21 protein-coding genes and 2 pseudogenes are annotated in these 25480 nt (G+C 63.7%); 15 read left to right on the top strand and 8 right to left on the bottom strand.

Annotated elements, in window-relative coordinates:
• Window positions 1–143 precede the first annotated feature (143 nt).
• The 13 genes from ACQPYH_RS28990 (at window position 144) to ACQPYH_RS28930 (ending at window position 17394) form a co-directional block, all read left to right on the top strand.
• Window positions 144–1562: a pyridoxal phosphate-dependent decarboxylase family protein gene (locus ACQPYH_RS28990; RefSeq protein ID WP_432877562.1), complete on the top strand. Its 1419-nt coding sequence runs from the start codon at window positions 144–146 to the stop codon at window positions 1560–1562.
• Window positions 1563–1600: 38 nt separating this feature from the next.
• Entirely contained in the window at window positions 1601–3298 is a 1698-nt protein-coding gene (locus tag ACQPYH_RS28985; RefSeq protein WP_432877561.1) for an FAD-dependent oxidoreductase, read from the top strand.
• Window positions 3299–3324: 26 nt separating this feature from the next.
• Window positions 3325–4071 carry an SDR family NAD(P)-dependent oxidoreductase gene (locus tag ACQPYH_RS28980; RefSeq protein ID WP_432877558.1) on the top strand — a complete coding sequence of 249 codons (747 nt, stop codon included), beginning with the start codon at window positions 3325–3327 and terminating at the stop codon, window positions 4069–4071.
• A 64-nt stretch (window positions 4072–4135) separates the two neighbouring features.
• Window positions 4136–5479: a glutamine synthetase family protein gene (locus ACQPYH_RS28975; protein ID WP_432877556.1), complete on the top strand. Its 1344-nt coding sequence runs from the start codon at window positions 4136–4138 to the stop codon at window positions 5477–5479.
• 61 nt (window positions 5480–5540) lie between these two features.
• Window positions 5541–6362, top strand: coding sequence for an acetoacetate decarboxylase family protein (locus tag ACQPYH_RS28970; protein ID WP_432877553.1), 822 nt, complete (start codon window positions 5541–5543; stop codon window positions 6360–6362).
• Window positions 6359–7867, top strand: a complete 1509-nt coding sequence (locus ACQPYH_RS28965; protein ID WP_432877551.1) for an aldehyde dehydrogenase — start codon at window positions 6359–6361, stop codon at window positions 7865–7867. The genes ACQPYH_RS28970 and ACQPYH_RS28965 overlap by 4 nt, the downstream gene beginning before the upstream one ends.
• Window positions 7860–8816 carry a catechol 1,2-dioxygenase gene (locus tag ACQPYH_RS28960; protein ID WP_432877548.1) on the top strand — a complete coding sequence of 319 codons (957 nt, stop codon included), beginning with the start codon at window positions 7860–7862 and terminating at the stop codon, window positions 8814–8816. The genes ACQPYH_RS28965 and ACQPYH_RS28960 overlap by 8 nt, the downstream gene beginning before the upstream one ends.
• Entirely contained in the window at window positions 8813–9667 is an 855-nt protein-coding gene (locus ACQPYH_RS28955) for a fumarylacetoacetate hydrolase family protein (protein WP_432877546.1), read from the top strand. Before ACQPYH_RS28960 ends, ACQPYH_RS28955 begins: the two co-directional genes overlap by 4 nt.
• A gap of 229 nt (window positions 9668–9896) precedes the next feature.
• On the top strand, window positions 9897–10775 hold the full coding sequence (locus ACQPYH_RS28950) for an ABC transporter substrate-binding protein (protein WP_432877543.1): 879 nt from the start codon (window positions 9897–9899) through the stop codon (window positions 10773–10775).
• A 17-nt stretch (window positions 10776–10792) separates the two neighbouring features.
• Window positions 10793–11779, top strand: a complete 987-nt coding sequence (locus ACQPYH_RS28945) for an amino acid ABC transporter permease (RefSeq protein ID WP_432877540.1) — start codon at window positions 10793–10795, stop codon at window positions 11777–11779.
• Window positions 11776–12540, top strand: coding sequence for an amino acid ABC transporter ATP-binding protein (locus tag ACQPYH_RS28940; protein ID WP_432877538.1), 765 nt, complete (start codon window positions 11776–11778; stop codon window positions 12538–12540). Before ACQPYH_RS28945 ends, ACQPYH_RS28940 begins: the two co-directional genes overlap by 4 nt.
• Before the next feature lie 290 nt (window positions 12541–12830).
• A complete protein-coding gene (locus ACQPYH_RS28935; RefSeq protein ID WP_432877535.1) occupies window positions 12831–16013 on the top strand; it encodes a TIM-barrel domain-containing protein in 3183 nt (1060 codons plus the stop codon).
• A gap of 31 nt (window positions 16014–16044) precedes the next feature.
• Entirely contained in the window at window positions 16045–17394 is a 1350-nt protein-coding gene (locus ACQPYH_RS28930) for a PTS sugar transporter subunit IIC (protein ID WP_432877532.1), read from the top strand.
• A gap of 206 nt (window positions 17395–17600) precedes the next feature.
• Here the strand turns inward: ACQPYH_RS28930 and ACQPYH_RS28925 are convergent.
• Both ACQPYH_RS28925 and ACQPYH_RS28920 read right to left on the bottom strand, forming a co-directional pair.
• Window positions 17601–17772 (bottom strand): annotated as a pseudogene (locus ACQPYH_RS28925) (IS3 family transposase); the annotation flags it as partial.
• A gap of 712 nt (window positions 17773–18484) precedes the next feature.
• On the bottom strand, window positions 18485–18979 hold the full coding sequence (locus tag ACQPYH_RS28920; protein WP_432877530.1) for a nuclear transport factor 2 family protein: 495 nt from the start codon (window positions 18977–18979) through the stop codon (window positions 18485–18487).
• Window positions 18980–19144: 165 nt separating this feature from the next.
• Between ACQPYH_RS28920 and ACQPYH_RS28915 the strand changes: the two genes are divergently transcribed.
• Complete coding sequence (locus tag ACQPYH_RS28915; protein WP_432877527.1) at window positions 19145–19630, top strand: DF family (seleno)protein; 486 nt, start codon at window positions 19145–19147, stop codon at window positions 19628–19630.
• Window positions 19627–20157 carry a thioredoxin family protein gene (locus tag ACQPYH_RS28910; protein WP_432877525.1) on the top strand — a complete coding sequence of 177 codons (531 nt, stop codon included), beginning with the start codon at window positions 19627–19629 and terminating at the stop codon, window positions 20155–20157. The genes ACQPYH_RS28915 and ACQPYH_RS28910 overlap by 4 nt, the downstream gene beginning before the upstream one ends.
• 359 nt (window positions 20158–20516) lie before the next feature.
• On the opposite strand, the pseudogene ACQPYH_RS28905 reads toward ACQPYH_RS28910, so the two are convergent.
• From ACQPYH_RS28905 to trxB, 6 genes and pseudogenes are all read right to left on the bottom strand, one after another.
• Window positions 20517–20725: pseudogene (locus tag ACQPYH_RS28905) on the bottom strand (hypothetical protein); the annotation flags it as partial.
• Window positions 20726–20821: 96 nt separating this feature from the next.
• Window positions 20822–21139 (bottom strand): group II intron maturase-specific domain-containing protein, encoded by a 318-nt coding sequence (locus tag ACQPYH_RS28900; RefSeq protein ID WP_432894515.1) that lies wholly within the window; start codon window positions 21137–21139, stop codon window positions 20822–20824.
• Between the two features lie 83 nt (window positions 21140–21222).
• Window positions 21223–21789: a reverse transcriptase domain-containing protein gene (locus ACQPYH_RS28895; RefSeq protein WP_432877523.1), complete on the bottom strand. Its 567-nt coding sequence runs from the start codon at window positions 21787–21789 to the stop codon at window positions 21223–21225.
• A 304-nt stretch (window positions 21790–22093) separates the two neighbouring features.
• Complete coding sequence (locus ACQPYH_RS28890) at window positions 22094–23890, bottom strand: sulfatase (protein ID WP_432877521.1); 1797 nt, start codon at window positions 23888–23890, stop codon at window positions 22094–22096.
• A gap of 103 nt (window positions 23891–23993) precedes the next feature.
• Window positions 23994–24320, bottom strand: a complete 327-nt coding sequence (trxA, locus tag ACQPYH_RS28885) for a thioredoxin (protein ID WP_432877518.1) — start codon at window positions 24318–24320, stop codon at window positions 23994–23996.
• A 25-nt stretch (window positions 24321–24345) separates the two neighbouring features.
• Window positions 24346–25350, bottom strand: coding sequence for a thioredoxin-disulfide reductase (gene trxB / locus ACQPYH_RS28880; protein WP_432877516.1), 1005 nt, complete (start codon window positions 25348–25350; stop codon window positions 24346–24348).
• Between the last annotated feature and the right edge of the window lie 130 nt (window positions 25351–25480).

Here is a 25480-nt window from a genome sequence, read left to right as displayed (position 1 = left end):
GTATCGCGAGTTTTTGGTCATGCGTCGAAGAAAACTCTGGACAAGGCTGGGGGGTGGCGCTACGGTTTCCGGAATTGATACTACAAGCGTAGAAGAAAAATCGGCAGCGACCCCGCTCACTCACTAGAGAGGCAGCGATCACGATGACGGTCCACGGAGCGCGTACCCCGTCTGCGGCAGAGCCGACGGCCCCGGCCGAGCTGAACGACAATCTGGCTCTCGTTGTCGCCGGGATCTCGCGGTGGATGTCGCAGTTCGGTGCCTATGAGCCGCACCCGGCGACAAGTGTCGATGCGGACGAGCTCAACGACGCCTTGCACGCACTGATCGGTCGGCTGGAGGAGAACTATCCCTTCTTCCATCCCCGCTACGCCGGCCAGATGCTCAAGCCGCCGCACCCCGTGTCGGTGATCGGGTACCTCGCCACGATGCTGATCAACCCGAACAACCACGCCCTCGACGGCGGGCCGGCCACGGCAAAGATGGAGAAGGAAGTGGTCGCCGACCTCGCAGCGATGTTCGGGTACGGAACCGACTTCCTGGGTCACCTGACCAGCAGCGGGACCATCGCGAACCTCGAGGCTCTGTTCGTGGCCCGGGAATCCCATCCCGGCAAGGGGATCGCCTTCAGTGCGGACGCCCACTACACACACGGTCGCATGTGCCACGTGCTCGGTATCGAGGGGCACGCTGTGGCTGCCGACGCGGTCGGCCGGATGGATCTGGCGGCGCTCGAGGAGCTGCTGCGCAGCGGAACCGTCGGGACGGTCGTGCTGACTGCCGGCACTACCGGACTGGGGGCCGTGGACCCGGTTCACGAGGCGGTGCCGTTGTGCCGGGAGTACGGCGCTCGCATCCACGTCGATGCCGCCTACGGGGGGTTCTTCCGCCTCATCGCAGATGACTCACCCGACGGGGTTCAGGCGGCGCCCTTCCGTGCGATCGCCGATTGCGACTCGGTGGTTGTCGACCCGCACAAGCACGGGCTGCAGCCCTACGGCTGCGGGGCGGTGCTCTTCAAGGACCCGCAGGTCATTCGCTTCTACACCCACGACTCGCCGTACACGTACTTCACCTCCGACGAACTGCACCTGGGCGAAATCTCCCTGGAGTGCTCACGGTCGGGCGCGGCCGCGGCCGCGCTTTGGCTCACTTCGCAGGTGATGCCGTTCACGCCGGATGGTCTGGGGCGTGTCCTGCGACCGGGCCGGCGAGCCGCACTGGCTTGGGCCCAGGTGCTGGGCGACTCGCCAACCCTCGCCCTCTATCAGCCGCCGGAGCTGGACATCGTGACCTACCTGCCGCGTCGCGCGAGCTTGTCCGAGGTTGATCGTGTGTCAGCCCACGTGCTCGACGCGGGCATGACCAGGCCCAAGGACGAAGCGGTGTTCGTGGCGACGTACAGCGTGACCGCGGACGCCCTCGCTGCCCGTGGCCACCGCATTGCGGCCGATGTGGATCACGGTCGGATCCTGCGCAGTGTGCTGATGAAGCCGGAGAGCGAGCAATGGATCGGCTTCCTGCATGCCGCGATCGACGAGCTGGCCACGGCCGCCGGCTGACAGTCAAGCCCCATCCACTACTTCCAGAAGGCGAGCAGATGAGCGCGAAGGTCAGGCAGTGCGACGTTGTGGTGGTCGGCTCTGGCGGAGCGGGACTTGTCGCGGCCTGTGCGGCGGCCGACCGTGGGGCCAAGGTCATGTTGCTCGAGGCCGCGGATCTGTTCGGCGGCGTCACCGCTCTCTCCGGCGGTCAGATCTGGATCCCCGACAACCCCGTCATGCACCGGGCCGGCTATCCCGACTCCCGGGCGGATGCTCTGTGCTACTTGCGCCAAAACACCCTCGGCACCGCCAGTGAGGCGCACCTGAGCGCGTTCCTCGACAACGGACCGCGACTGGCCCAATACCTCGAGGATCTGGGGATGCCGCTGCAGGCCATCTCCCGGCACGATTACCATCCCCACTGGCCCGGGGCCCGGGCCGGCCGCAGCCTGGAACCGCTGCCAGTCTCCACTGCAGCCTTGGGTGAGTTGCGCGGACAGGTGCGCACGTCATCGACCCGCGGGCCCCTCACCAGCACCGAGTCGCGTCGCGGCCTGGACCCCCAGGAGTTGTTGGCGCGGCGGAACAGTGACATCCGGACACAGGGCGCCGGGCTGGTGGCCGGGCTGGTCGCCGCCGCGCTGGCGCGAGGAGTTGCACTCCTGGCCGGACATCGCGTCATCTCACTCACCCGGACCGAGAATGACACGTTCAGCGTCGTTGCTCGCGTCTCCGACGGATCAGTGGACGCCTTCGAGGCCGGCTCCGTAGTGCTCGCCAGCGGGGGATTCGCGGAGAACAGCGCGTTGCGAGGCGACTTTCTTCCACCGGTCCAGATGCTGCCCACCGCAGTCGCCGGAAGCTTCGGAGATGCTTTCCGGCTGGCACTCCCTCACGGAGCTCACCTGGCCGGGATGAGCGAGGCCTGGTGGACGGCAGCCACTACCGTCCCTGCCGATCCGAACGGTGTGCCGGCGGTCCATCGCAACCTCGTGCGCGAGCTCGCCTACCCAGGCTCCGTACTGGTCAACGCCAGCGGCGCCCGGTTTGTCGACGAGGCGAGCTCCTACAACGATCTGGGCAAGGCATTTCTGCGTTTTGACCCGACGACGCACCGGTACCCGAACGAATGCGCATGGCTGGTGTTCGACGCGGCGTTCAAGAGTCGGTACGCGGTCGCGGGCGTTGCGCCCGACATGCCAGCACCGGGCTGGTTCGCATCGGCGCCGGACCTCGGTTCGCTTGCCGAGCAGGTCGGGATCGACCCGGCCGGCCTGATCGGCGCGGTCGCTGCGATGGCAGACCATGCGCTACGCGGCGAGGATCCGGACTTCGGTCGAGGCGGAGACGCCCACGACGCCTACAACGGAGACGGCACCCACCGCCCCAACCCCTGCCTGGGAACCCTGGATACGGCCCCCTACTTCGCCATCGAGATCTCTCTGGGCCTGAACGGCACCAAAGGTGGCCTGGTGACTGATCCGGCCGGCGCGGTTCTGGACGTCGACAACAAGTCCGTCCCCGGCCTCTTTGCCTGCGGCGAGGCAGCCGCCGCGCTCATGGGTCCCGGCTACGCCGGATCCGGAGCTTCGCTGGGTCCGGCTTTGACGGTCGGTCTACTCGTCGGCGAGCGCCTTGGGATCAGCGTCACTGAACCGCCCGACGTCGGCAACGAAACACCCCAGGAGTCGCACACAGCCTCCGACAGCCACATGCGGAGCACTACCCAACCGATGAGGGAGAAGACATCGTGAGCAGTACTCGTTTCGCCGACCGCGTCGTGATCGCGACCGGTACCGCATCCGGCCTGGGTCTGGCCGCTGCCCGGCAATTCGCGAACGAGGGCGCGAGCCTCGTCCTGGTGGACCGGGCCGAGCAGTCGCTGCGCACCGTCGTGGCCGAACTGTCAGGCACCGGTGCGAACGTGGTTCCCGTGGTTGGCGACGTGTCGAGGGCAGCCACCGCACAGGAGGCCGTGCGGACCGCGCTGTCGCAGTTCGGCCGTCTCGACGTCCTGTTCAACAACGCTGGAATCGACCCGCTGGAAGCGACCACCTTGGTGGAGACGACCGAGGAGGTGTGGGACGCGATCGTCAATGTCAACGTCAAGTCCGCGTACCTGTTCGCGAAGGAGGCTATCCCCGCAATGATCTCCGGCGGGGGCGGTGCGATCGTCAACACCGCGTCATCGGCCGGGATGCGGGCTTCGGCACGAGCAGGGGCCTATGGCATCTCCAAAGCCGCCACCATTGCCCTCACCCGGTCGCTGGCCCGAGACTTCACCGGCCAAGGCATCCGCACCAACGCCATTTGTCCGGGATTCCTCGAGGCGATTCCCAGCGACCGCCGCGCCACTATGAGCGAAGAACAGAAAGCGGCTCGTCGCGTAAAGGCCGGCGAACTCGTACCCCTCGGCCGCGAGGGGACATATGAAGAGGTTGCCAAGTCCGTCTTGTTCCTGGCCAGTTCCGAGTCCAGTTACACCAGCGGCGCTGCGCTACTCATCGATGGCGGGTGGATCGCGTGAACTGCTCCCCTGTGGCTGCACTCCGCGTGCCGATCACATCCGCGGTACGTCCATGAAGGTCGACATGGATGGTCCCTTGAGCGACGCCGCTGCGCAGCTAGCCGCTGCGGGGACCGACGTGGTGCGGGTTGGCTACGCAGACATCCTCGGCACAGAGCGTGGCCGCGATGTACTGGTCAGCCAGTTGCCGCGCACCCTGGGAAGTGGTTTGGCGTTTTGCCGATCGGTCTTCGGTACGACCCCGCAAGGGGACACCGTCGACATCGACGGCGGGCGGGGTGACGGATTGCCCGACGTCGTCGCCGTGGCAGATCTCGCGACGCTGCAGGCTGTGCCATGGGAGCCGGGCGTCGCGCACTCCATCGCCGACCTTTACGAGCCGGACGGATCGCCGGCCAGCGACAGCCCTCGGCAGGTGCTCCGTCGAGTCATCGAGCGTTTCGCAGAGCTAGGTCTCCGCCCGGTGGTGGGACCCGAGTTGGAGTTCTACGTCCTCGAACGCGACCCCGCATCCCCGACCGGATGGCGGCGCTACGGCGAAGCGGCGGGCAACGTGTACGTATCCGGGTTGAAGGGCGACCCGGACAACTTCCTCCTCCGGACCCTGCGTCTGCTGGGCGACTACGGCATCGAAGCAGTCTCTGGCAATCACGAGTACTCCTCCGGTCAGTTCGAACTGAACCTGTGGCACTCCGACGCCCTCGATGCCGCCGATCGGGCGTTCCGCTTCAAGTCAGCCATCAAGGAGCTTGCCCGCCGGGAGGACAAGTTGGCCACGTTCATGGCCAAGCCGTTCAACGATGAGGGCGGATCAGGGTTCCACCTGCACTTCTCGGCCTGGTCCGAGGATGGTGAACCTGCCTTTGACGGAGGGCCGGGCTCCGAGCACGGGTTGTCCAAAACGGCGCTGTCCGCGCTCGCAGGAATCCTGGCCCACGCCCCTGCGCTGACCGCGGTCAGCAACCCCACGATCAACTCCTACAAGCGATTCGGCCCGGACACCATCGCCCCGTGGCTCGTCGACTGGGGTCTGGACAACCGCAGCGCCATGGTTCGCGTTCCACCCGAGCGTGGAAGGGCGACCAGGCTAGAGCTTCGGCTCGGAGACGCCACAGCGAATCCGTACCTGGCCATCGCCGGGCTGCTCAGCGCTGCGTACGTCGGTATCCGGGATGCCCTGACCCCACCGGGTCCACTTCGGGGCTATGGATACGACCCCACCAAAGCCGAGAAGCTGCCGGCCGACCTGGCAGCGTCACTCGGCGCGCTGGAGGCCGACACCGAGATCCGGGACATGTTGGGTGCCAAGTTCGTGAACAACTTCCTGACCTACAAGCGCAACGAGCTCGAGCGTTTCTCCCGGTTCGTCACTGACTGGGAGTTCACCGAGTACGCGTACCACCTCTGATCACGACAGCGGCAGTGGCCGCGGCAACGCCGCCCAGATCCGCGCCAGCAAAGGAGTTCTCGTGGCCAAAGTCCAGGGTTTCTATCACCCGAAGACGGCGACCGGACGAGCGTCGCTGCTCCCGCCACCGCCATGGCACTACTCCGGCGACCTGCTCACGATCGAATACCGCACCGATCCACGACGCGTTGCGGATCTGCTGCCGGACCCGCTGCAACTAGCCGACGACGACCCCGGTGCCGTTGCCTTCATCTGGGCGGACTGGCAGTCAACGGCTGCCGACGGGGCCCAGCTGTTGGACCCGGTTCTCGGGCAGTACAAGGAAGCCTTCGTCGTGGTTCGCTGCCAGTTCAAGGGCCAGGTGTTCAGCCGCTGCGTGTTCATCTGGGTCGACACCGACTTCGCCGTGGCCCGGGGTATCCACCAGGGCTATCCGAAGAAGCTCGGCTCGATCCACCAGACCCGGCCGCACCCTTACGGGCCGGCGCCTCGCCTCGAAGTAGGTGCCCGGTTCGGCGCCTCGCTCGCGGCGGCAGATCGAAGACTCGCCGAAGCCCGTATCACGTTGACCGGACCGTCGGCCACAAACGGCTTCGTGAACAGCCACAAGATGGCGCACCATCGGCAGGTCAACGCCATCGACGAGTCTGCGGCGTACCGACTGGACGAGATCATCTCGACCGGCGCCGCATCGGCTGAAGGCGGAACCCCGTGGCAAGCCCGTGTCGACACTTTCACCCTCTTCGACTCACCGACGGAGGAGCTGACGATGCTTCAGCCACAGGAACTCATCGGCGCCTACTACCGCCAGGTGGGCGTGGTTTGGGATGGGGGAGAGCTGCTCCACGACAACCTCGCCGGAGCCAAGGTGACGGCCCCATGAGCACCGCCGCCACACTGGGCCAGGACGCCGTTGAGGTCGAGGGCGTGCTCGTCGACACGAGGCACTGGATCGACGGACAGCGCGTGGCCTCGCGGACGACCTTCACCGACCTGTCGCCTATCGACGAGACCGTGCTGGGTCACATTTCGGCGGGCGGCTCGGCGGAGGTCGACGCCGCCGTCGCCGCGGCGCAACGGGCCTTCCCGACATGGAAGGCCATGTCCGCCGCCGAACGAGCCCAGGTGCTGGAGCGGGTAGCAGACGGGATCGATGCCCGCGCCGAGGAACTGTCGCGGGTCGAGACCCGCGACAATGGCTCGCTGCTGCGTTCGCATCGCCGCGGCGTGATGCCGAGGGTGGGTCAGAACTTCCGCTACTTCGCCGAGCAGCTGCGAACGCTGGCGCACCCGGATCGAGAAGTCCGCGGCCATCGCGAGCGAATCACCTACAACCCATCCGGCGTCACAGCGGTCATTACTCCCTGGAACGCGCCGCTGATGCTTGCGACCTGGCGGATAGGGCCAGCTCTGGCGTCGGGGAACACAGTGGTGTTCAAGCCACCGGAATGGGCTCCACTCACTGCCTCCCTGCTCGCTGACATCACTTCCGATGCCGGCCTGCCACCCGGGGTGCTGAATATCGTCCAAGGCCTCGGCTCCGAGGCGGGAGCGGCACTGGCAGGACACCATGGAATCCGCCGGCTCTCGTTCACCGGATCCGTACCAACAGCTGGCAAGGTCGCGGCTGCAGCCGCACCGAACATCGTTCCCCTCTCCCTGGAACTCGGCGGAAAGTCCCCGTTGGTCATCTTCGACGACGCAGACTTCGAGCTCGCGGTCTCCCTGGCGGTCGAGCAGTTCGACAACGCAGGCCAGGTCTGCCTCGGCGCCTTCCGCATTTTGGTCCAGGACACGCTCTATCACCGATTCATCGACGCGGTCGTCGATCGGGCGCGCCAGCTTCGGCAAGGCGATCCGCGCGACGAGAACACCGACGTGTCTGCGCTGGTGTCTCGACAGCACTTCCAGCGCGTCAGCGGATTCGTCGAACGCGCTCGTGACGAGGGCGCGACGGTGCTGCTCGGCGGTGGCCCCAACTCGGACCTGGGTGGCCTCTACTTCCGCCCAACAATCCTCACCGACGTATCGCCCAACAGCGAAATCGTGATTGAAGAGGTGTTTGGGCCGGTCCTGACTGTGCAGACCTTCGGCACCGAGCAGGAGGCGATCGAGATGGCCAACGAGACCCGGTTCGGACTGGCGGCCACTCTCGTCTCTGGCACACCCGAGCGTGCGGAACGCGTATCGGCGGCGCTCAACGCCGGAACTGTCTGGGTCAATTGCTTCTTCGTCCGCGACCTCGGCGCACCGTTCGGGGGCAACGGGCATTCGGGAATCGGTCGCGAGGGCGGTGTTTGGTCCTTCGACTACTACTCCGACATCAAGAACACCGTCTTCTCGCCGACCGGTTGGAACACCGAGCAGAAGGGAGCAAGTAATGGGTGAAGTCATGGGCGCGGGTCTACTCGCGCACGTCCCGACGATCGTCCTTCCGGAAAAGATCCGGCGCGAGCTGAACCACGGTGAGGACTCCACCTTGCCGGCAGGCCTTCAACAGTTGCGCCACGAGGTCTTCGACACGGCGGACTACGACACCGTGATCGTGCTCGACTCCCACTGGGCGACCACAGTGGAATTCGTGGTCACCGCCCAACAGCGGCGGTCGGGACTGTTTACCTCGGAGGAACTCCCTCGCGGCATGAAGCAGCGACCGTACGACTTCGTTGGCGACCCCGATCTGGCCCACCTGATCGCCTCCAAGGCAGATCAACACGGGACCTGGATCACCGCGATCGAGGACGACCACCTGCCGATCTTCTACGCCACCACCAACCTGTGGGAGTACCTCGGGCGGGGATTACCCGAGAAGCGATGGATCTCCATCGGGGTCTGCCAGACCGCCGACACCGAGGATAATCTGCGGCTCGGTCGGGCCCTCGGCGATGCCATCGCCGAGTCCGACCGCAAGGTGTTGCTGGTTGCCTCCGGCGCGATGAGTCACACGTTCTGGCCGCTGCGCCAGCTGCGCGACCACGAGGCAGCCGGCGTAGAGCACATCTTCACCCCGGCGGCTCACCAAGCCGACGTGGACCGACTGAACTGGTTCGCCAAGGGAGACCACGCCAAAGTCGTCGAGTCGATGCCGGAGTTCTACCGCTTCAGGCCCGAGGCGCGGTTCGGGCACTACCTCATGATGATCGGGGCGCTTGGCGAAGGCGATTGCACAGCCCCGTCACGGCAGTTCGGCGAGTACGAGAATTCCATCGGCACGGGTCAGGTCCATCTGTGGTTCGATCGACCGGCCGACGGGTTTCCCCAGCCCCGGCGCACCCACCTTGGGCCACTCTCCGCCGAGCAGCCGTCGATGCGCGACGTCGAGGTGACCAGGTCATGACCGAGTTCCGCCGGATCCTCCTGGACGGCGCCCAGGTAGACGTGGTCCGCTCCGGGGACGACCTCGTCGCCGGCGACGGCCGCGTGGTCGCCATCAGCGACGCACACCACCTGCCGCCGGTGGTCCCCTCCAAGATCATTGCTGTCCACTTGAACTATCGCAGCCGCGTCGACGAATTTGGCATCAGCCTGCCCGCAGCGCCGACGTACTTCCACAAACCGACATCGTCGTTGAACAGCCACAACGGCGCAGTCGTGCGTCCTGAGGGGTGCAAGTGGCTGAATTACGAAGGCGAGATCGCGATCGTCATCGGCCGAACCTGCCGCAATGTCTCGCCGGCAGATGCAGGGCGGTACATCCGCGGCTACACGGTGGCCAACGACTACGGTCTGCACGACTTCCGGGACACCGACGCGGGCTCGATGCTTCGCGTCAAGGGTTCGGACACCCTCTGCCCGCTCGGACCCGGACTGGTCGAGGACTGGGACTTCCGTAACAAGCGCATCCGGCTGACGGTCAACGGTCAGATCAAGCAGGACGCCAATACCGACGAGATGGAGTGGAACATGCACTACCTCGTCGCCGACATCGCCCGCACGATCACGCTTTTCCCAGGAGACGTGCTGCTGTCCGGCACTCCCGCCAACTCTCGAACCGTCTACCCCGGCGACACAGTCGAAGTCGAAGTCGAGGGACTCGGGACTCTACGCAACCACATTGTCGCCGGGCCTACCCCGGTGCGAGACGACGTCGGTGCCCAACCGACTGAATCCGATGAAGTGCTCTCGACCGCCCAGGGCGGCGACTGGCCGCATCGCGGAACACGAGCACCAAAGCCATCGAGAACCTGAGATTGAAACCGGTCAGCTCGTCCTGCGCACGAAGCGACAGTTCGGGACTGGCCAACCCAGCAGCCTCGCTCCCTCGAGGGAGGCTCCACACATCCCGGACAACGCCCCGGTCCACTCACTACCCGGAAAGGCGCAGACCATGTCCACTCGCTCACTCCCCACACGGCAGACGAGACGCACGAATCGATGGCGTCTCACCTGCCGACGATCCGTCGGCATGCTGGCAGCCGTGAGTACCATCGCGCTGGCCGCGGCGGCGTGCAGCTCGTCCGGGAACGACAGCGCTGCTGACAGCGGCGCATCCAGCGGCGCCGGCGTCCAGAGCGCGAAGTTTGACCAGAGCATCGCCGATCAGCTTCCCTCCGCCGTCAAGAGCGCTGACGAGATCAAGAACATCGTCTTCAACAACTCGCCGCCGGCAACCTTCCAGAAGGACGGCAAGGAGATCGGGTGGGCGATGGACCTGAGCAATGCGATCGCCGATGTACTGGGTGTCAAGATGAGCACCACGGTCTCCGGTGACTTCTCCACCTTCATTCCCGGCATCCAGAACGGCCGCTTCGATGGCAGCTTCGGTCCGCTCATCGTGACCCCGGAACGGCTGCAGCAGATTGACATCGTCGGGGTCTTCAAGGTTGGCACGGGCTTTGCCAGCAAGCGCGGGAGCACTGTCAGCATCAAGACGGCAACGGATATCTGCGGGCTCACCGTTGCCGCCATCGAGGGCAGCGCCTTCATCAAGAGCGTTGAGTCGGTCGACCCGAAGTGTGAGGCAGCAGGCAAGCCGGCGCCGACGGTGCAGTCCTTCCCCAACAACGCTGCGGCGCAACTGGCTGTGAGCAACGGCCGCGTGCAGGTATTCGCCAGCAACGCCGACGCGCTGCAGTACCTCATCTCGCAGACCGGCGACCAGTTCGAACGCCAGCCCCTGGACTACCAGCCGATCATCGAGGGCATCGGTCTGAACAAGGACAGTGGCTTGGCCAAGCCGGTCAAGGCAGCGGTCGACAAGCTGATCGCGGACGGTACGTACGCGGAGATCCTGAAGAAGTGGGGCTTGTCCGAGAACGCGGTCTCTGCAGCTGTGATCAATCCGTCTATCAGCTAGGCAAGGGAACCATGGCCATGTCCAATGTCAAGGCGTCAACGGGATCATCGCCTCTGCGCGACGGCAAGGCGTCCGGAGGTGTAGGTTCCTGGGTCTCCAACGCCCACCCTGCACGCACTGCCGGACGGGTGGTGGTGGCCGTTATCGCGGTGGTCCTGGGCGCGATGTTCCTCCACCTGCTCGTGACGTCACCGACGCTGCACTGGGACGTCGTGGCTCACTACTTCACGAGCCGGCAAGTCATCGACGGGCTGATCAAGACGATCGAGCTGACGATCGCCGCCATGGTCATCGGAGTGATTCTAGGGATCATGCTTGCGCTCATGCGCATGTCGCCCAGCGTGGTCCTGAAGATGAGCGCATCGGCGTTCGTCTGGCTGTTCCGCGGCACGCCTCTGCTGGTGCAGATCATCTTCTGGTACAACCTGTCGTCATTCATCCCCCGCCTCTCCTTGGGGATACCGTTCGGCCCAAGCTTCGTCTCCTGGGACGTCAACCATATCGTTACTCCACTAGCGGCTGCACTTCTCGCGCTTGGTCTCAACGAGGGTGCCTACATGTCCGAGATCGTCCGGGCGGGCATCGCCTCGGTCGAGGGCGGTCAGATGGAGGCATCGCTCGTGCTGGGCATGACGAAGGGGCAGGCCATGCGACGGATCGTGCTGCCCCAGGCCGTCCGGATCATCATCCCTCCCACCGGTAACCAAGCCATCGGGATGCTCAAGGGGACGTCACTGGTCAGCGTGATATCCACGCCGGAGCTGTTGTATTCCGTGCAAATCATCTACGCACAGACGTTCCAGACGATCCCCCTGCTGATGGTCGCCTGCATCTGGTACCTGATCCTCACCACGGTGCTGTCGATCGGCCAGTATTACCTCGAACGGCACTACGCAAAGGGCGCGCTAAGGGCCCTGCCTCTCACCCCGCTCCAGAAGGTCCGACGCTGGTACGCGACTCACGCAGCGAGCGCAGTCGCCGAGAAGACGGGATCCCTGCGATGAACAAGCAGCCCCTACTACGCGTCGAGGACGTCCACAAGTGGTACGGCAATGTCCAGATTCTGCGTGGCGTGTCCCTGGACGTGATGCTCGGCGAGGTGCTCTGCATCATTGGGCCGTCGGGCTCAGGAAAGAGCACTCTGCTCCGCTGCATCAACCACCTCGAGACCCTCGACGCCGGTCGCATCTACCTCGAAGACGAACTGATCGGCTACCGCGAGGACCACGGCAAAGTAGTCGAACGGGCCGCCAAGGACCTAGCTCGTCAGCGAGCATCAATGGGCATGGTGTTCCAGCAGTTCAACCTCTTCCTTCACAAGACCGTCCTGGAGAACCTCATCGAGGCGCCGATGCTGGTGCTCAAGGAGTCGCGCGCGTCTGCCACGCAACGGGCTCACGAGCTCCTCGACCAGGTGGGATTGGCGGAGAAGGGACATCAGTACCCACGACAACTGTCCGGCGGGCAACAACAGCGCGTAGCCATTGCCAGAGCGCTCGCCATGCGCCCGAAGCTCATGCTCTTCGACGAGCCCACGTCAGCCCTCGACCCAGAGATCGTCGGCGACGTGCTGACAGTCATGCGTGATCTGGCTACAGCCGGCATGACCATGATTGTCGTTACCCACGAGATGGAGTTCGCGCGCGAAGTCGCCGATCGCCTCATCTTCATGGACGAAGGAGGGATCGTCGAGCAGGGCGATCCGGCCGGCATCCTGTCCCATCCCGCTGAAGCCCGAACACAACAATTCCTCGCTCGGCTCTGACGGCTGGCACCGAGGTACCGCGTCGAATCCACTGAGGGCCGCACTTCTGGTGCCGTACCTCCAAGCCGGATACCCCACGGGCGGACGCGGTCGGATGCCGCCAGGCGGGGAATCCGCGGACCAGGTGTCCGGTTGGCGGTCAGCCCTGCCCAGGCACCGACCACGAGGGCTTGACGACCGAACACGCCGCCTTCGCCGGGCGTTGCCCAATCGCGAGCGCCGACGTGCCTACCTGGCCCGTCGAGTGTCCGACCCACGGATTCGCTCTATCAACGAGGAAAGTCTTGGCTATGCCGACTTATCAAATTACGGACAGCAGCGTGCTCCTCACGAATGGGGAGATATATACGCTCCTCAACTTCCCCGAAAGCGGTGTGTTGCGGATCCGCAGTAATGTGTCGGGGAACTTCGACGAGACTGAGACGCTTGTTGTCATCAACTACGGCACGCCTGAATGGGATGCATGTGATCCCGGCGACTCCGCCGTCACCATCGAACGTGCCGGCATCCGGGCGACCGTTGACCTTGACCCGCTGCGCCTGCAGGTGCACGACAAGGAGGGAGAATTACTCTTCGCCACCACGGGCGGTTCGCTCGGCAGCAGAGAAGATCACGGGCTGGCATTTCGGTACGACCTGGTGGACGGGGAACGTATTTACGGCCTAGGTCAGGGCGACAACAGCAGCCTGAATATCCGGGGGAAGTTACGGGAGATCTGGAACCAGACGGACGGTCATGAAAGCTGTGGCAGCTTGGGCGTTCCCTTCCTGTATTCCAGCCGTGGGTACGGCCTACTGATGAACTCCTCATGGGCGACCCGCTTCTTCGTCGGTGGCAATGTGCCAACCCCGAAGACCTTTCGGGTCAAACCAAGGGCTCCCTGGGCAGACCGTGAACCTCCGGCTGTTTCACCGGACGAATCCTTGATCCTGACCGATCATGACGAGCTCGACCTCTACCTGATCTGTGGACCGCGGTATGAGGACGTTATTGGCGGATACCGCCTGCTGACCGGCGCACCGCCGATTCTGCCGCGGTGGGCACTGGGATATATACAGAGCAAATTTGGCTACATCAATCAGGACGAACTGCTGTACAGCGCCCAGCAGTTCGTGCAGCAGGACATCCCCTGTTCCGCAATGATGCTGGATATCACGATCTATGAGAAGCTCGGCGATCTCCGGTTTGATTCCTCTTGTTGGCCCGACCTCAGGGGGACTGCCAGGGTGCTGGACGCGCTCGGGATCAAGCTGATCGCCGGGCAGCATCCCTATATTGATGAGGAGTCACTGAACTATCAGGAATTTGCGGCAGCAGGAAGCCTCATCAATTGGGCCACGCCCGAGAAATACAATTTCATCCTGACGGAGCGCTACACCCATGCGTTCGATTTCTCTCATCCGCAGGGCAAGCAGCTGTGGTGGGACAAGATCAGCAAGCTGTACGACGCCGGCGTCCGTGGTTACTGGACCGACATGGCGGAGCTTGAAAATCACCCTGAAGGCAGCAGCCCGCACTATGCCGGCAGCAGGGAAAAGATGCAGAACATTTACGGCCTCAATTGGGCCAAAACCCTGTACGACGGGCAGCGATCCCACTCCGAAGAACGTCTGTTCATGGTTCAACGCTCGCTCTACGCGGGAATCCAACGGTACGGCGTGTGCAACTGGTCGGGCGATGTCGATTCTACGTTCGAGGTGCTGGACCGGCACGTCGTCATTGGACAGCAGGTCTGTCTGTCCGGTCAGACCTGGTGGTGCACCGACATAGGCGGCTGTCAGGACAGCGGTGATTACTACGACCCGGAGTTGTTTATCCGCTGGCTGCAATGGGGAACGTTCTGCCCGATTATGCGTGTGCACGGATCGCGGGACAACGAGCCGTGGAACTTCAGTGAGTACTACCAGCCGATTATCACCTCGCTGATCCGCCTCAGGTACAGCTTGATGCCTTACATCTATACCTACGCCCGCATCGCTTCGGAGACTGGATGCTCCATCATGCGGGCGATGGCTTTGCTTTACCCAGAGGATGTCGAGGCAGTTGAGAATGATCGGCAGTTCATGTTCGGTGACAGCCTGCTGGTTGCTCCGGTCACTCGAAAGGGGCAACGGGAGCGGGAGGTATACCTGCCGGCAGGGCTGTGGTACGAGCTTGAGACCGGAGCCTCGTTGACCGGAGGGCAGTATCACACTGTAGATGCGCCGTTAAACAAAATTCCGGTATTCGTCCGCGGCGGTTCGATTATTCCACGCACAGGCGCCGAGGTCCGGACTCGAGATTTGCCGGCGGAGACTGAGATCCACGTATATCCCGGTCAGGACTGCCGGTTCGAACTGTACGAGGACGACGGTCATACCTTTGGCTACGAAGCTGGCGAATTCGCAGTGACAACCATCGAATATCGTGAGGACAGTCGTACGCTGGAGATTGGTAAGCGCTGTGGCGGCTACGAGCAGATGGGTAGATCGCGCCGTCTGCGAGTATTTCTCCATGGGCTGTCAGTTGACGCCGGAATGCTACTGAACGGTGAGGTTGTTGCTGCTGAGCCTGATGGTGAAAATGCAGTTGTTCTCGTACTAGGTGAAGTTGGCAACGACCAGGAGACCACAATCTCTCTGCCGGTCGGAATCGCCGGTGAGGAGCAGACGACCGGCCCGGTTCCACGCAAGCAGATCCTCGCAGATCTCGAGCCAAGTCCGATCGGATGCAGCGTTACCTTGCGGAACCTGGAGAATTCAGACATCGCCGGGCTGGAATTTGCGGAACCAAGCGGTTGGATTCTGGATCGCGAGAAGCTGATCAGGCGGACGGATACATCAGTGGAAATTCCGCTCCGGTTTGACCCTCGCGCGGCACATTCGGCTAACGGTTCCCTGATGGTCACGAGTCCTGCGAACCTCCGGATACCACTCGGAAACGGATGGGCGACGTGGTGGAAGATTGCCGGACCGTATCGGGCGGGAATTGACGGTTTTCACCAGGTGTTTCTCCCAGAGGAGGCGTTGCGACTCGCTCCGGAGACAGTAGAGGCTGGCGTCGAGATCCAACGCTATGAGAGCTTGTGGTATTCCGGCTTTGTCAACCTCCGGAAGCCGTTTGCAGTACCGCTCCCGACCACCGGACCGACAATCGGGGCGGAAGATATCTACGAACTGTGTCATAAGACTGCATATGCGTCCTGTGTCGTGACCGCCAGTGAGGCGATTGACGGTTACGTTCAGCTGATGGCCGATGATCGGCTGAAGGTCTGGATTAATGGGGACATCGTCGCTCTCGCTGACGAAACCTATACGCGCGTGACCAATTTTCGAGTCCGGCTGAGCAAGGGACGAAATGAAATTTTCGTGAAGTGCTCGCAGCAGATCCCGCATATTTGGAAGGAGTTGAGCTCGCGGCCATGGGGCTTCAACCTGCGAATTCTGGACAGAGACCGCCAGGTGACGGAGCTACTCACGTATTCGATTGATTAGCAAATGATGATCTACCAACAGGGAGATACGCATGAGTGAGGCCGAGGTTAGCGAAGACTTTATCCAAAGAATGACAAGAAGAGCAGCTCCTGCTGCTGATGCGATTGCAAACAACAAGCATATCAATGCAATTCAAGCCGGAATGTGCGCTACGATCGCAGTGATGCTGGTCGGCTCCATCTTCATGATTATCAAGACCCCTCCGGTGAATCAGACGTTGCTGGATTCTGGCGGGTTCTGGTCGCTCTTCGAGGGATGGTACGGCTTCTCCCGCAAGCAGGCGGACACGTTGACCACTGCATACAACATGACAATTGGATTGCTGGCATTGGTAGCAGCATTTTCCATTGCCTACGAGCTAGCCAAGAGATTCAAGCTGCCAGAGCTGTCCTCCGGAATCATCTCTGTCATCACATTCTTGCTGGTCTGTGCTCCGATGACAACGTACAAGCTGGCGGATGGAACCGACTTGTCAGCCCTGTCCTCCGAGAGTTTGGGAGCGTCGGGGTTATTCACGGCGATTCTTATTGGCCTGTTGAGTGTGGACATTGCCAAATTCTGCATGGACAGAAAGATCTATATCAGGCTGCCTGATGTAGTCTCAGCTCCGGTGCGGGATGCGTTCAGTTCCCTTATCCCGATGCTGCTCAATGTCCTCATTTTTGGTGGCATCAGCCTCTTCACGCAAACGCAGTTCGGGCTGCTGCTGCCGGAAGCAGTGATGAAACTGTTGGCTGCACCGCTATCGTCGATAAATACGATCCAAGGTGTATTCTTGATGCTGTTCTTGAGGAGCTTCTTCTGGATCTTTGGAATCAACGGAAGTCAGGTGTTGTATCCAATTACCTATCCACTTACGCTGATGGTTGTAACCGCGAATGCAACGTTGGTGACGAAGGGCATGCCGCCTGTGTTCTCACCAATCATGCTGATCAACGCCGACGCAATGATCGGCGGAACAGGAAATACGCTTGGCTTTTCGATCCTGTGCCTGAGGAGCAAGAGCAAGCGTTTGGTGGCGATAGGCCGAGCCAGTATTGTGCCTTCACTGTTCCAGCATAATGAAGTGGCCATTTTGGGGGCGCCGGTCTCCTATAATCCCATCTTGGCGGTGCCCTTCGTTGGCGGCACCCTGATCGTCGGACTACTTATGTGGCTCGGGTATGCATCCGGGTTCTTGATCCCCCGCTATGTGATGTCCGTCGGCAATATCCCGATTGGATTCAAGACATTCCTTGAAGCAATGTCCTGGCAAACATTCATTTTCCCATTTCTGCTCATTCCGGTACTGATGGCTGTCTGGTATCCCTTCTTCAAGGTTTACGAGAAGAAGTTGGTGCATGCAGAAACGTCGATGGAGCTAGCAACCCAGAAGGTGTAACAATCCTTGCCGTGATTCATAGCAATCTGAAGAATGAGGGTTATTCAGAAGGACGGCCGGCCTGGTGACGCCCGACCTCCAGGCCGGCCGGGTGGCGGCGGACCACGGATTCCGGGCCCGTACACGCCTCAGACCTCCAGTTGCGTCACCGCCGCGTGACCAGGGCGTCCCGTGCAACGCCGCCGGCGGGATCAGGCCAGCCCTGGGGCGTAATAGCCGGTCGGAGCGATCGGTACTTTCGTGCTCGGACCGCGTGGCGCAGTTCGGCTGGACGCCGAAGGGGTTCCAGTAGGTGTCGATATAAGCCACGATCACTTGAGTTGACGGTCGAGCTCCACCCTGAGCGACAGACGCAGAAGCGCTCTTGAGGATCTCATTCTCGCAGCCGCGTCGCCGCACCGCGGGCGACACAGATGCCGCCGTTGCCGCCAGCAGCTAGCCATGGTCCCCCGTCGCTGAGGCCCACGTCACGATTCCGGAGATGACGCCCATGCCCTCTCGCTAACCACTGGGCCGGCCAGCGCACTGGGGTGACCCTTTCCGCTCAACCGCTCTGGACACGTTCGCGGAGCGGCAGCAGCTGCGTACCCCAACTCCTGCGAGGGCTGAGCGATTGCCTCATGGATGGTCGACCCTGGCACATAGCGCTCCAGGGTTTCCGCCAGCCGCCGACCCCGCGCCTCCCCGGTCCGGGCAGGCGTCTTGTCGGCCTAGATGGCTACAGCCGCGACGTGCATAGTGGGCTGCTGAAACTCAGGGACAGGATGGCGTGTAGATCTCGAGGCGGCGAGGTGGCGGGTGGCGGCGTGGGATCCGCATGCATGGCTATGTTGGTCGGGTCGGCGTCGAATGTCGGTGAGTTTCGACATCGCTCGATCCTTGGCCCGGGCCTGTGCTACTGGCCTCGGTACCGCCCCGCGATCCCGAGCGGTGAACTCGTTGGCGAGATCTCGCGTGTGCGGCCAGCTGCTCGTTCACGAGGGGCTTCGGTAGCAGTCGGCGATCGTCTGGGCGCGATTGTGTAGGAAGGTGCGTAGGGCGTCTTGGGCCGGGGCATGGAGTCGAATACGCCCAGGAGCGCGGTGTTCTGTCAGTTTTCGGCGCCTCGGAGGTCCTTAAGGAACGTCTTGGCCGAGGTTTGCCCGGCATCGCGAATCTCGGTCCACACCTGCGTGATGGTTCGGGACGCGAAACGCCAGCCGCTGCGTGTGCGCTGGTACTCGTCCGCATAAATCAGGTGTGCAACGTGCAGTTCCCTGGGGCCAAAGCCGTAGAGATGATGGGCGATGCAGTAAGTGGTTCCGACCGCAGCGTCACCATCGACCTCGCATCGATGGTTCGCGACGAGGTGATACGTGGCGGCGAACGGCGGTGGATCTTGGAGAAAGGTCACACCTGCTCTAATGGCGGCGCGCCCAGCTCTCACTGCCAGCGCTGCTGAACGCAGTTCGCCGTCAGGCAGGAACAGTTCCACAAACCGGTCCGCGTCACGCGAGTCTGCGTACTGCGCATACGCGTACACGAGGTCACGCAACTCGCTGCGATCTGCTGCCTCGGACACTCTCGTATCGATCAACACAGCCATGAGACTGCCACTGTGCCGATGCCGACGCAAGTTTTTTGGTCATGCGTCGAAGAAAACTCTGGACAAGGCTGGGGGCGCATCGCTACGGTTGCAAGGGTTGATACTACAAGCGTAGAAGAAAACTCGGCAACGCCCCGTCCACTCGCTAGAGAGGCAGCGACCACGATGACCGTTCCCCGAGCGCGTACCCCGTCCAAGGCAGAGCCGACAGGCCCGGCAGAGCTGAACGACAACCTGGCAAGACAAGCGGCGGACGCTTGGGATGCCGAATCCGCGGATTCGGAGAAGCAGGCGCCGGCGTGCGCGCACATTCCTGAGATCCATCTGTTGTGGGCGGAGGGTTGCCCGTCGACCGAGCGGGCGGCGAGCGAGTTGCGGAAGGCCCTGGAGGAGACAGGACTCGGTGCTGCGAAGGTGCGCAGGCGCGAGATCCGGACCGACGACGAGGCTCGGCGCACCCACTTCGTCGGCACGCCGACGATCCTGATCGACGACGTTGACCTAGTGCCGCCGGCGGTGGATGAGCCGCCGGCCCGGATGGCCTGTCGCGTGTACCGCCGCCGCGACGGCAGAGTCTCGCCGACCCCCGATCCCGAAGACCTACGCGAGGCGCTGCGGCGTGCGGCCGCGCGTACCGAGGAGACGAAATGACACTGGCAGTCAAAGATGTGGCCCCGAAGTTCGAGCTGTCGGACACGAGTGGCACCACCTGGTCGAATGCGGACGGTTCCGCGGCGCTGGTGACGGTGGTCGTGTTCACCTGCAACCACTGTCCGTACGCGCTCGCCTGGCACGAGCGGATCGTGGACGTCGCGCGTGACTACGCCGACCGCGGCGTGCGGCTGCTCGCGATCAGTTCCAGCGACGCCGAGGCCTACCCGCGCGACTCTTACGAGGCCATGCAAGAGCGGGTCGCTGCGGAGGATTGGCCGATGCCGTATCTGTACGACGGGACGCAGGAGGTTGCGCGCGCATTCGGTGCGAAGACAACTCCCGACGTCTTCGTCCTCGACGCGGAGCTGCGTGTGCGCTACCGCGGCGCGCCCGACGCCGATTACGACGACCCCTCGCAGAACGCCGCCTGGCTGCGTGAGGCGCTCGACGCGGTGTTGGCGGGAGACGAGCCAGCGCGACCGGAGACGGACCCAGTCGGCTGCTCCATCAAGTGGAAGCAGTAGCAAGTGGAAGGAGTAGCGGGCGGGCTCGCCCGCTCTGCCTAGCAGTAGCGGCTCGCCTATTCGTCACGTCTCCCGCCGCCGGGTCGCGGGGCAGTTTCGCGGCGTGCCAGGCGGGTCGGCTGTCGGCTGTGTTGCGCACGTCGAAGCTGGCCTGGGCGACACGCCTCCGCCGTTGTTCTGAGCGAGCGCTGCTGCGGCCGTAGAGGACGACCGGGTGGCATCGTGCGCGAGTGGTTGGCGGACGTCGATCGGCTGAATCTCGGCATGGCAGACTTTCTTACGCACGACCCTGCCGGCGCCGCGATATGGGCGACCGGCCGGCCGAACTCAAGCGTCAACCGCACACCGCGATCGATCGCGACCTGCTCGACGGTCCGCCACGGCCCCCGCGGCTTGATGAGCTCGGTCTTGAACAGCCGATCGTCGGCTCGGCCATGGCGTGGTCGTAGGTGTCGCCGACTGATCCGACCGCCGGTGCGCACCGGCGCCGGCCAGTCGTTCGGTGCAAGTAGGCGTCGATCACGAAGGCGACGTAGACCATCCCCGACCACGTTGGCACGTAGGTGTAGGGGTCGGACCGCGGCGCCCTGCCAGCCTTTCGGCTGGTGGGTTTCCGCGGCCCGCCCTCTGAACTGGATGTGCGACTTCCACCGCATCCGGCTCTCTAGGTGCTGATGCCACTGGAACGGCGATCTAGATCGGTGCGTTCGCCATGGTGCGGGGATGCGAGTGCCCCGGTAGCGATAACGGACGATCGCCGTGGTCGCTGGCCGGAACAGCTCGATCTCCGGACGCGGATCTGCCAATCGGGCAGGAAGCGCTGGACCCGGGTGTGGATGTTCAGTCCGACGTGTCGTTTGCGGAGCCAGCCGACGATCCGCCCGAAGGCGAAGTGATCGATATAGCCGAGTGTCCGCGAGGACACGCAGTGCCGGAAGTAGGCGCACCAGCCCCGCAGCACCGGGTTGAGCCGGCGCAGCAGGTCTGCGCGTGTTCGATGATTCTTGCGACGGGTCAGGTCTCGGATTTTTCCGACGATTGAGGCCCGCGCGCCGTCTTAGACGGCTAGGTGTAGACCGCCCGCTTCCCGCTTCGGCTCCGCCAGGCCTGGCGCTGGATGTGCCAGCCCAGGAAGTCGAACCCCTCGTCGATGTGGCAGACCCTGGTCTTGGCCACCGACGGGCGCAGGCCCATCGGCGCGAGGACCGCAGCCACCTCGTCCCAGAGCGCGTCGGCCTGCTCGCGTCGGCCGCCCACCATGATCACGAAGTCGTCGGCGTAACGGACGAGTTTCATGATCGGCCCGCCGTCGCGGCGGTGCTTGGCGCGTGTCCAGTCCGGGCCGAGCGCTTCCCACTTGCGCGCGAAGTGCTCGTCCGGCGCGGACAGGGCCGAGTCGGTGAGGCGAGGTAGTGATCTCGGCGATCGCGTCCTGGGCTCGGCGTCTCGGGCGGAGGCCGGTAGTGAGGCTCCGCCGCAGCACACTCGGCTCGACCGTCGCAGGCGAGCGCGTCGCCGTGCCCGCGGGTGACGCTCGGCGATGAGGGGCAGCTCGACCAGCGACGTCACCGGGCCGCAGGCGCACAGCACGGCATCACTCAACTCGAACAACGCATCTGCCCGCGCGGTCAATGACGCATAGAAGTGCTGTCGGAACCTCGCCAGATCGCGAGCGTGATCACCCAGTTTGGGTGGGGTGTCCGTCACGGACGAACCAGCGACATGCGCCACAGTGGACACGCGGCCACCGCCATTTGCCTTCGAGTTGAGCGGAACCCGAAGAAGATCAAGGGATCAAGCGGTGACGACGCCATGTCCCCACGACACCCCGAACTGCCGGCGCAGACGCCACGGATCATCAGCAGGCCAGGTTAAGGATCTGGCACAGCGGACCGTGATCATCGAGCACAGCCGATTCCAGGAACCCCGGGGAATGTCAGGCGATGCTGTCGGAGAGAGCGGCGTTGATCTCGAGCATCCTTTCGGCGGTGACGCCGGGGTGTCCGGCGAGCACCTCGTGCAGAGTCGTGATCGGGTTGAGCCGCTGCATGTCGGCCAACCCCGCAACAAGGTGGTCAGGCAGTGCCTGCCGATACCGCTCCTCCGCCAGCACTTCGGTGAGCGTCAGCCTGGTGATCGGTGCATCCACCGGGAGATGGGCCCTGCGCGTCGCGGGTTGTAACGCCTGCTGTGCTCGGTCCCATTGAGGACGTATCAGCAACTGGTCGGGCTTGACCGGACCGTCGGCCGGCAGGCCGAGCCGCTGGAACTGCTCTGGCGGGGCATCGTTGGCGCGCATCAGGTCGACCATGAGGTTGGCCAGCTGCAGCTCGAGTTCGTCGTCCAGCAGGGGACTTTGTTGGTGCGGGTCGTTCGCCAGGTCGAAGAGCAGAGTCCCGTGCCACCACGGATGCCCCATCGGGCGCGCCGGAACCCGCAGTACGGGCGTGCCCTTGGTGAAAGTAAAGCCGTCGATCAGCTCAGCGTTGCGGAGTTCTTCGGGCTCGAATCGGCCCCGCATGTGCGTCGGCATCAAGGTGTAGTCGAATAATGGCTTGTTGGTCTGGTCGGCGCAGGCCCGCATGTAGACATAGCGGCCGTCGGTCACATTCACATGCCCGCCATGTACGCCGAACAATGCGCCTTCGCGCAGCCGATCGCCAGTCAGGACATTGCTCAGGCTGAGACCTTGTACGTCAACAGGAGCGGGGACTTCGAAGTACTCCAGCAACGTCGGGGCGATGTCGATCGTCTGCACCAAGGCATCTCGCCGCTCGCCGGCCACGCGTTGCCGTGGATCCCAGAGGAACAACGGTGTATGGATCGTCTCGTCGAACCACGGCTGTACGCTCTTGCCCCACCAATCGCGTTCGCCGAGCAAGAAGCCATGGTCCGTGCACACGATCAGCATCGTGTCGTCCCACAAACCGTGCTCGTCGAACAGGTCGAGGACCCGGCCTAGCGACCGATCGCACATCGCCAGCAATGCGAGGTACTCACGACGTGCCCGATCCACCTCGTCCGGCGTCTCGGTCACCCGCCGGTACGACGGCCAGTCGAACAGCGGCGCATCGACATCCACCCCCTGCGCCCGTCGATAGTGATCGGGACTGAAGAACGGCTCGTGCGGGTCGAACGCCTCGATCTGCACGAACCAGTTGTCCTCCGCGCGGTTCGTCTGGATGAACTCGACGCCGGCGTCGAAGGTCAGCGTCTGGCTGTGCTGCGACTCGTCGGTGATGTACTGCCGGTTGATCCAGTCCTGCCGGCTGGCGGTGTGGTTGCCGAGGTCCTGCCGGCTGGCCGAGTGGTTGCCGTTCAGGTTCGGGGGCGGCTCGGGGTCGCGGACCTGTCCCTTCCAGCGATCGCCTTCCTGACCGCGGAAGAACTCGTACGTCGAGTAGCGGTTGTGGTAGGTCGCGCCGCCGTCCTCCCAGTAGTGCTGGTGATCGGTGGTCAGGTGGGTGTAGACGCCGTTCTGCCGCAGGAGTTCCGGCATCGAGTCGTCGAACGGTTCGAGCGGTCCCCATGATCGGTGCAGGAAGTTGTACCGCCCGGTGTGCAGCTCTCGCCGGGCCGGCATGCACGGCATACTCCCTGCGTAACAGTTGTCGAACGTGGCCGTGTGGCCGGCCAGTCTGCTGAAGTTCGGTGCATGTACCTGCTCGGCGCCGTACGGCGGGAGCATCCGTCGGTTGAGCGAGTCGAACATGACCATGACCGCCCGCTTCATCGGACCGCCCCAGTGGCGAGGTCACGGGAACTGAAGAGGTAGGCCACGGCTGTCTCCTCCTGGAGAGAATGAATAGATCGAGCACGCCCCCATGTGGGAAGGGTCAGTCGAGGTAGTCGGCCAGCTCGTGCATGAGCTTGGGCTTCGACATGGCGCCGACCAGCGTCTTGACGACCTCGCCGCCGATGTAAACATTGAGGGTCGGGAGTCCGGTGATGCCGTAGCGGCTGATCACCTGGGAGTTCTCGTCGGCGTTGAGCTTGACGATTTCGATCGTGTCGGAATGCGCGACGGCGAGCTCCTCGAGCACTGGGGCGATGGCGAGACACGGGCCGCACCAGGGTGCCCAGAAGTCCACCAGGACCGGCTTGTCGTTCTGTAGCACGTCAGCCTCGAAAGTGGCGTCCGAGGTCTCGTTGATGGCTCCCATCTGGGGCTCCTTACGGTGGTGGCAGTCAGCGGGTGAGGGGAGATTCGGCGACGAGGGCGGCATCCGGATCGATGGCACCGGCGTGCCCGCCGTTGGCGAGGAAGCGCTCGGCATCCAGCGCTGCGGCGCAGCCGGAGCCGGCCGCGGTAATGGCCTGGCGGTAGGTGTGGTCAACGAGGTCGCCGGAGGCGAAGACGCCGGGGAGGTTGGTGCGGGTCGTGCGCCCCGCGACCAAGACGTATCCCTCGTCGTCGAGGTCGACGACCGCCTTGACCAACTCGCTGCGCGGATCATGGCCGATCGCGACGAACAACCCTGTCACCGGCAGTTCGCTCAGGTCGCCGGTTCGCGTGTCGCGCAGCGTGATGCCGGTCAGCTTCGCATCGCCGTGGATCTCGGTGACCTCGGAGTTCCAGGCAAACGAAATCTTGGGGTTGTCCATCGCCCGCTGCGCCATGATCTTCGAGGCGCGCAGCTCGTCGCGGCGGTGCACGATCGTCACCGACCGGGCGAACTTGGTGAGGAAGGTGGCCTCCTCGACCGCCGAGTCCCCACCGCCGACCACTGCGATGTCCTGGTCCCGGAAGAAGAACCCGTCACAGGTCGCACACCACGAGACGCCGTGGCCGGACAGCCGCTTCTCGTCGGGCAGGCCCAGCTCACGGTAAGCAGAGCCCATCGCGAGGATGACGGTGTGGGCGCGGTAAATGTTGCCCTCCGCGTCGACCACCGCCTTGACCTCGCCGTCGAGCGAGACCGACTCGACGTCGTCGGTGATGATCTCGGCACCGAATCGCTCGGCCTGCGCACGCAGGTTGCCCATCAACTCCGGGCCCATGATTCCTTCCGTGAAGCCGGGGAAGTTCTCGACTTCGGTGGTGTTCATGAGCGCACCGCCAGCAGTGACCGCACCCTCGAAGAGCAGCGGGGCGAGGTTCGCGCGGGCGGCGTAGACCGCTGCGGTGTAGCCCGCCGGGCCGGAGCCGATGATGATCAGAGTGCGGATGTCGTCAAGTGCGGTGGTACTCACGCGGATACAGCTCCTTGTGGTCGGGAAAGCGTCGCACCGCTACGCGTGGTGGCGTTGTCGAACGACTGGCGAAGCTTTGCTTCTACGCGTGTCCAATAACTGCTCGAATCTAGCACAGCTCAGCACCGAC

The sequence above is a fragment of the Kribbella sp. CA-245084 genome (assembly GCF_050942355.1).
Lineage (GTDB): Bacteria > Actinomycetota > Actinomycetes > Propionibacteriales > Kribbellaceae > Kribbella.
Note: the sequence above shows the minus strand (reverse complement) of the source record. Positions and strands in the feature narration are given on the sequence as shown.

Coding starts and splice junctions, on each gene's coding strand:
- ACQPYH_RS28975 (WP_432877556.1), top strand. CDS start 4,136: ATGGATGGTCCCTTGAGCGACGCCGCTGCGCAGCTAGCCGCTGCGGGG.
- ACQPYH_RS28955 (WP_432877546.1), top strand. CDS start 8,813: ATGACCGAGTTCCGCCGGATCCTCCTGGACGGCGCCCAGGTAGACGTG.
- ACQPYH_RS28940 (WP_432877538.1), top strand. CDS start 11,776: ATGAACAAGCAGCCCCTACTACGCGTCGAGGACGTCCACAAGTGGTAC.
- trxA (WP_432877518.1), bottom strand. CDS start 24,320: ATGGGAGCCATCAACGAGACCTCGGACGCCACTTTCGAGGCTGACGTG.
- ACQPYH_RS28890 (WP_432877521.1), bottom strand. CDS start 23,890: ATGAAGCGGGCGGTCATGGTCATGTTCGACTCGCTCAACCGACGGATG.
- ACQPYH_RS28960 (WP_432877548.1), top strand. CDS start 7,860: ATGGGTGAAGTCATGGGCGCGGGTCTACTCGCGCACGTCCCGACGATC.
- ACQPYH_RS28990 (WP_432877562.1), top strand. CDS start 144: ATGACGGTCCACGGAGCGCGTACCCCGTCTGCGGCAGAGCCGACGGCC.
- ACQPYH_RS28935 (WP_432877535.1), top strand. CDS start 12,831: ATGCCGACTTATCAAATTACGGACAGCAGCGTGCTCCTCACGAATGGG.
- ACQPYH_RS28920 (WP_432877530.1), bottom strand. CDS start 18,979: ATGGCTGTGTTGATCGATACGAGAGTGTCCGAGGCAGCAGATCGCAGC.
- ACQPYH_RS28945 (WP_432877540.1), top strand. CDS start 10,793: ATGTCCAATGTCAAGGCGTCAACGGGATCATCGCCTCTGCGCGACGGC.
- ACQPYH_RS28915 (WP_432877527.1), top strand. CDS start 19,145: ATGACCGTTCCCCGAGCGCGTACCCCGTCCAAGGCAGAGCCGACAGGC.
- ACQPYH_RS28910 (WP_432877525.1), top strand. CDS start 19,627: ATGACACTGGCAGTCAAAGATGTGGCCCCGAAGTTCGAGCTGTCGGAC.
- ACQPYH_RS28930 (WP_432877532.1), top strand. CDS start 16,045: ATGAGTGAGGCCGAGGTTAGCGAAGACTTTATCCAAAGAATGACAAGA.
- ACQPYH_RS28965 (WP_432877551.1), top strand. CDS start 6,359: ATGAGCACCGCCGCCACACTGGGCCAGGACGCCGTTGAGGTCGAGGGC.
- ACQPYH_RS28985 (WP_432877561.1), top strand. CDS start 1,601: ATGAGCGCGAAGGTCAGGCAGTGCGACGTTGTGGTGGTCGGCTCTGGC.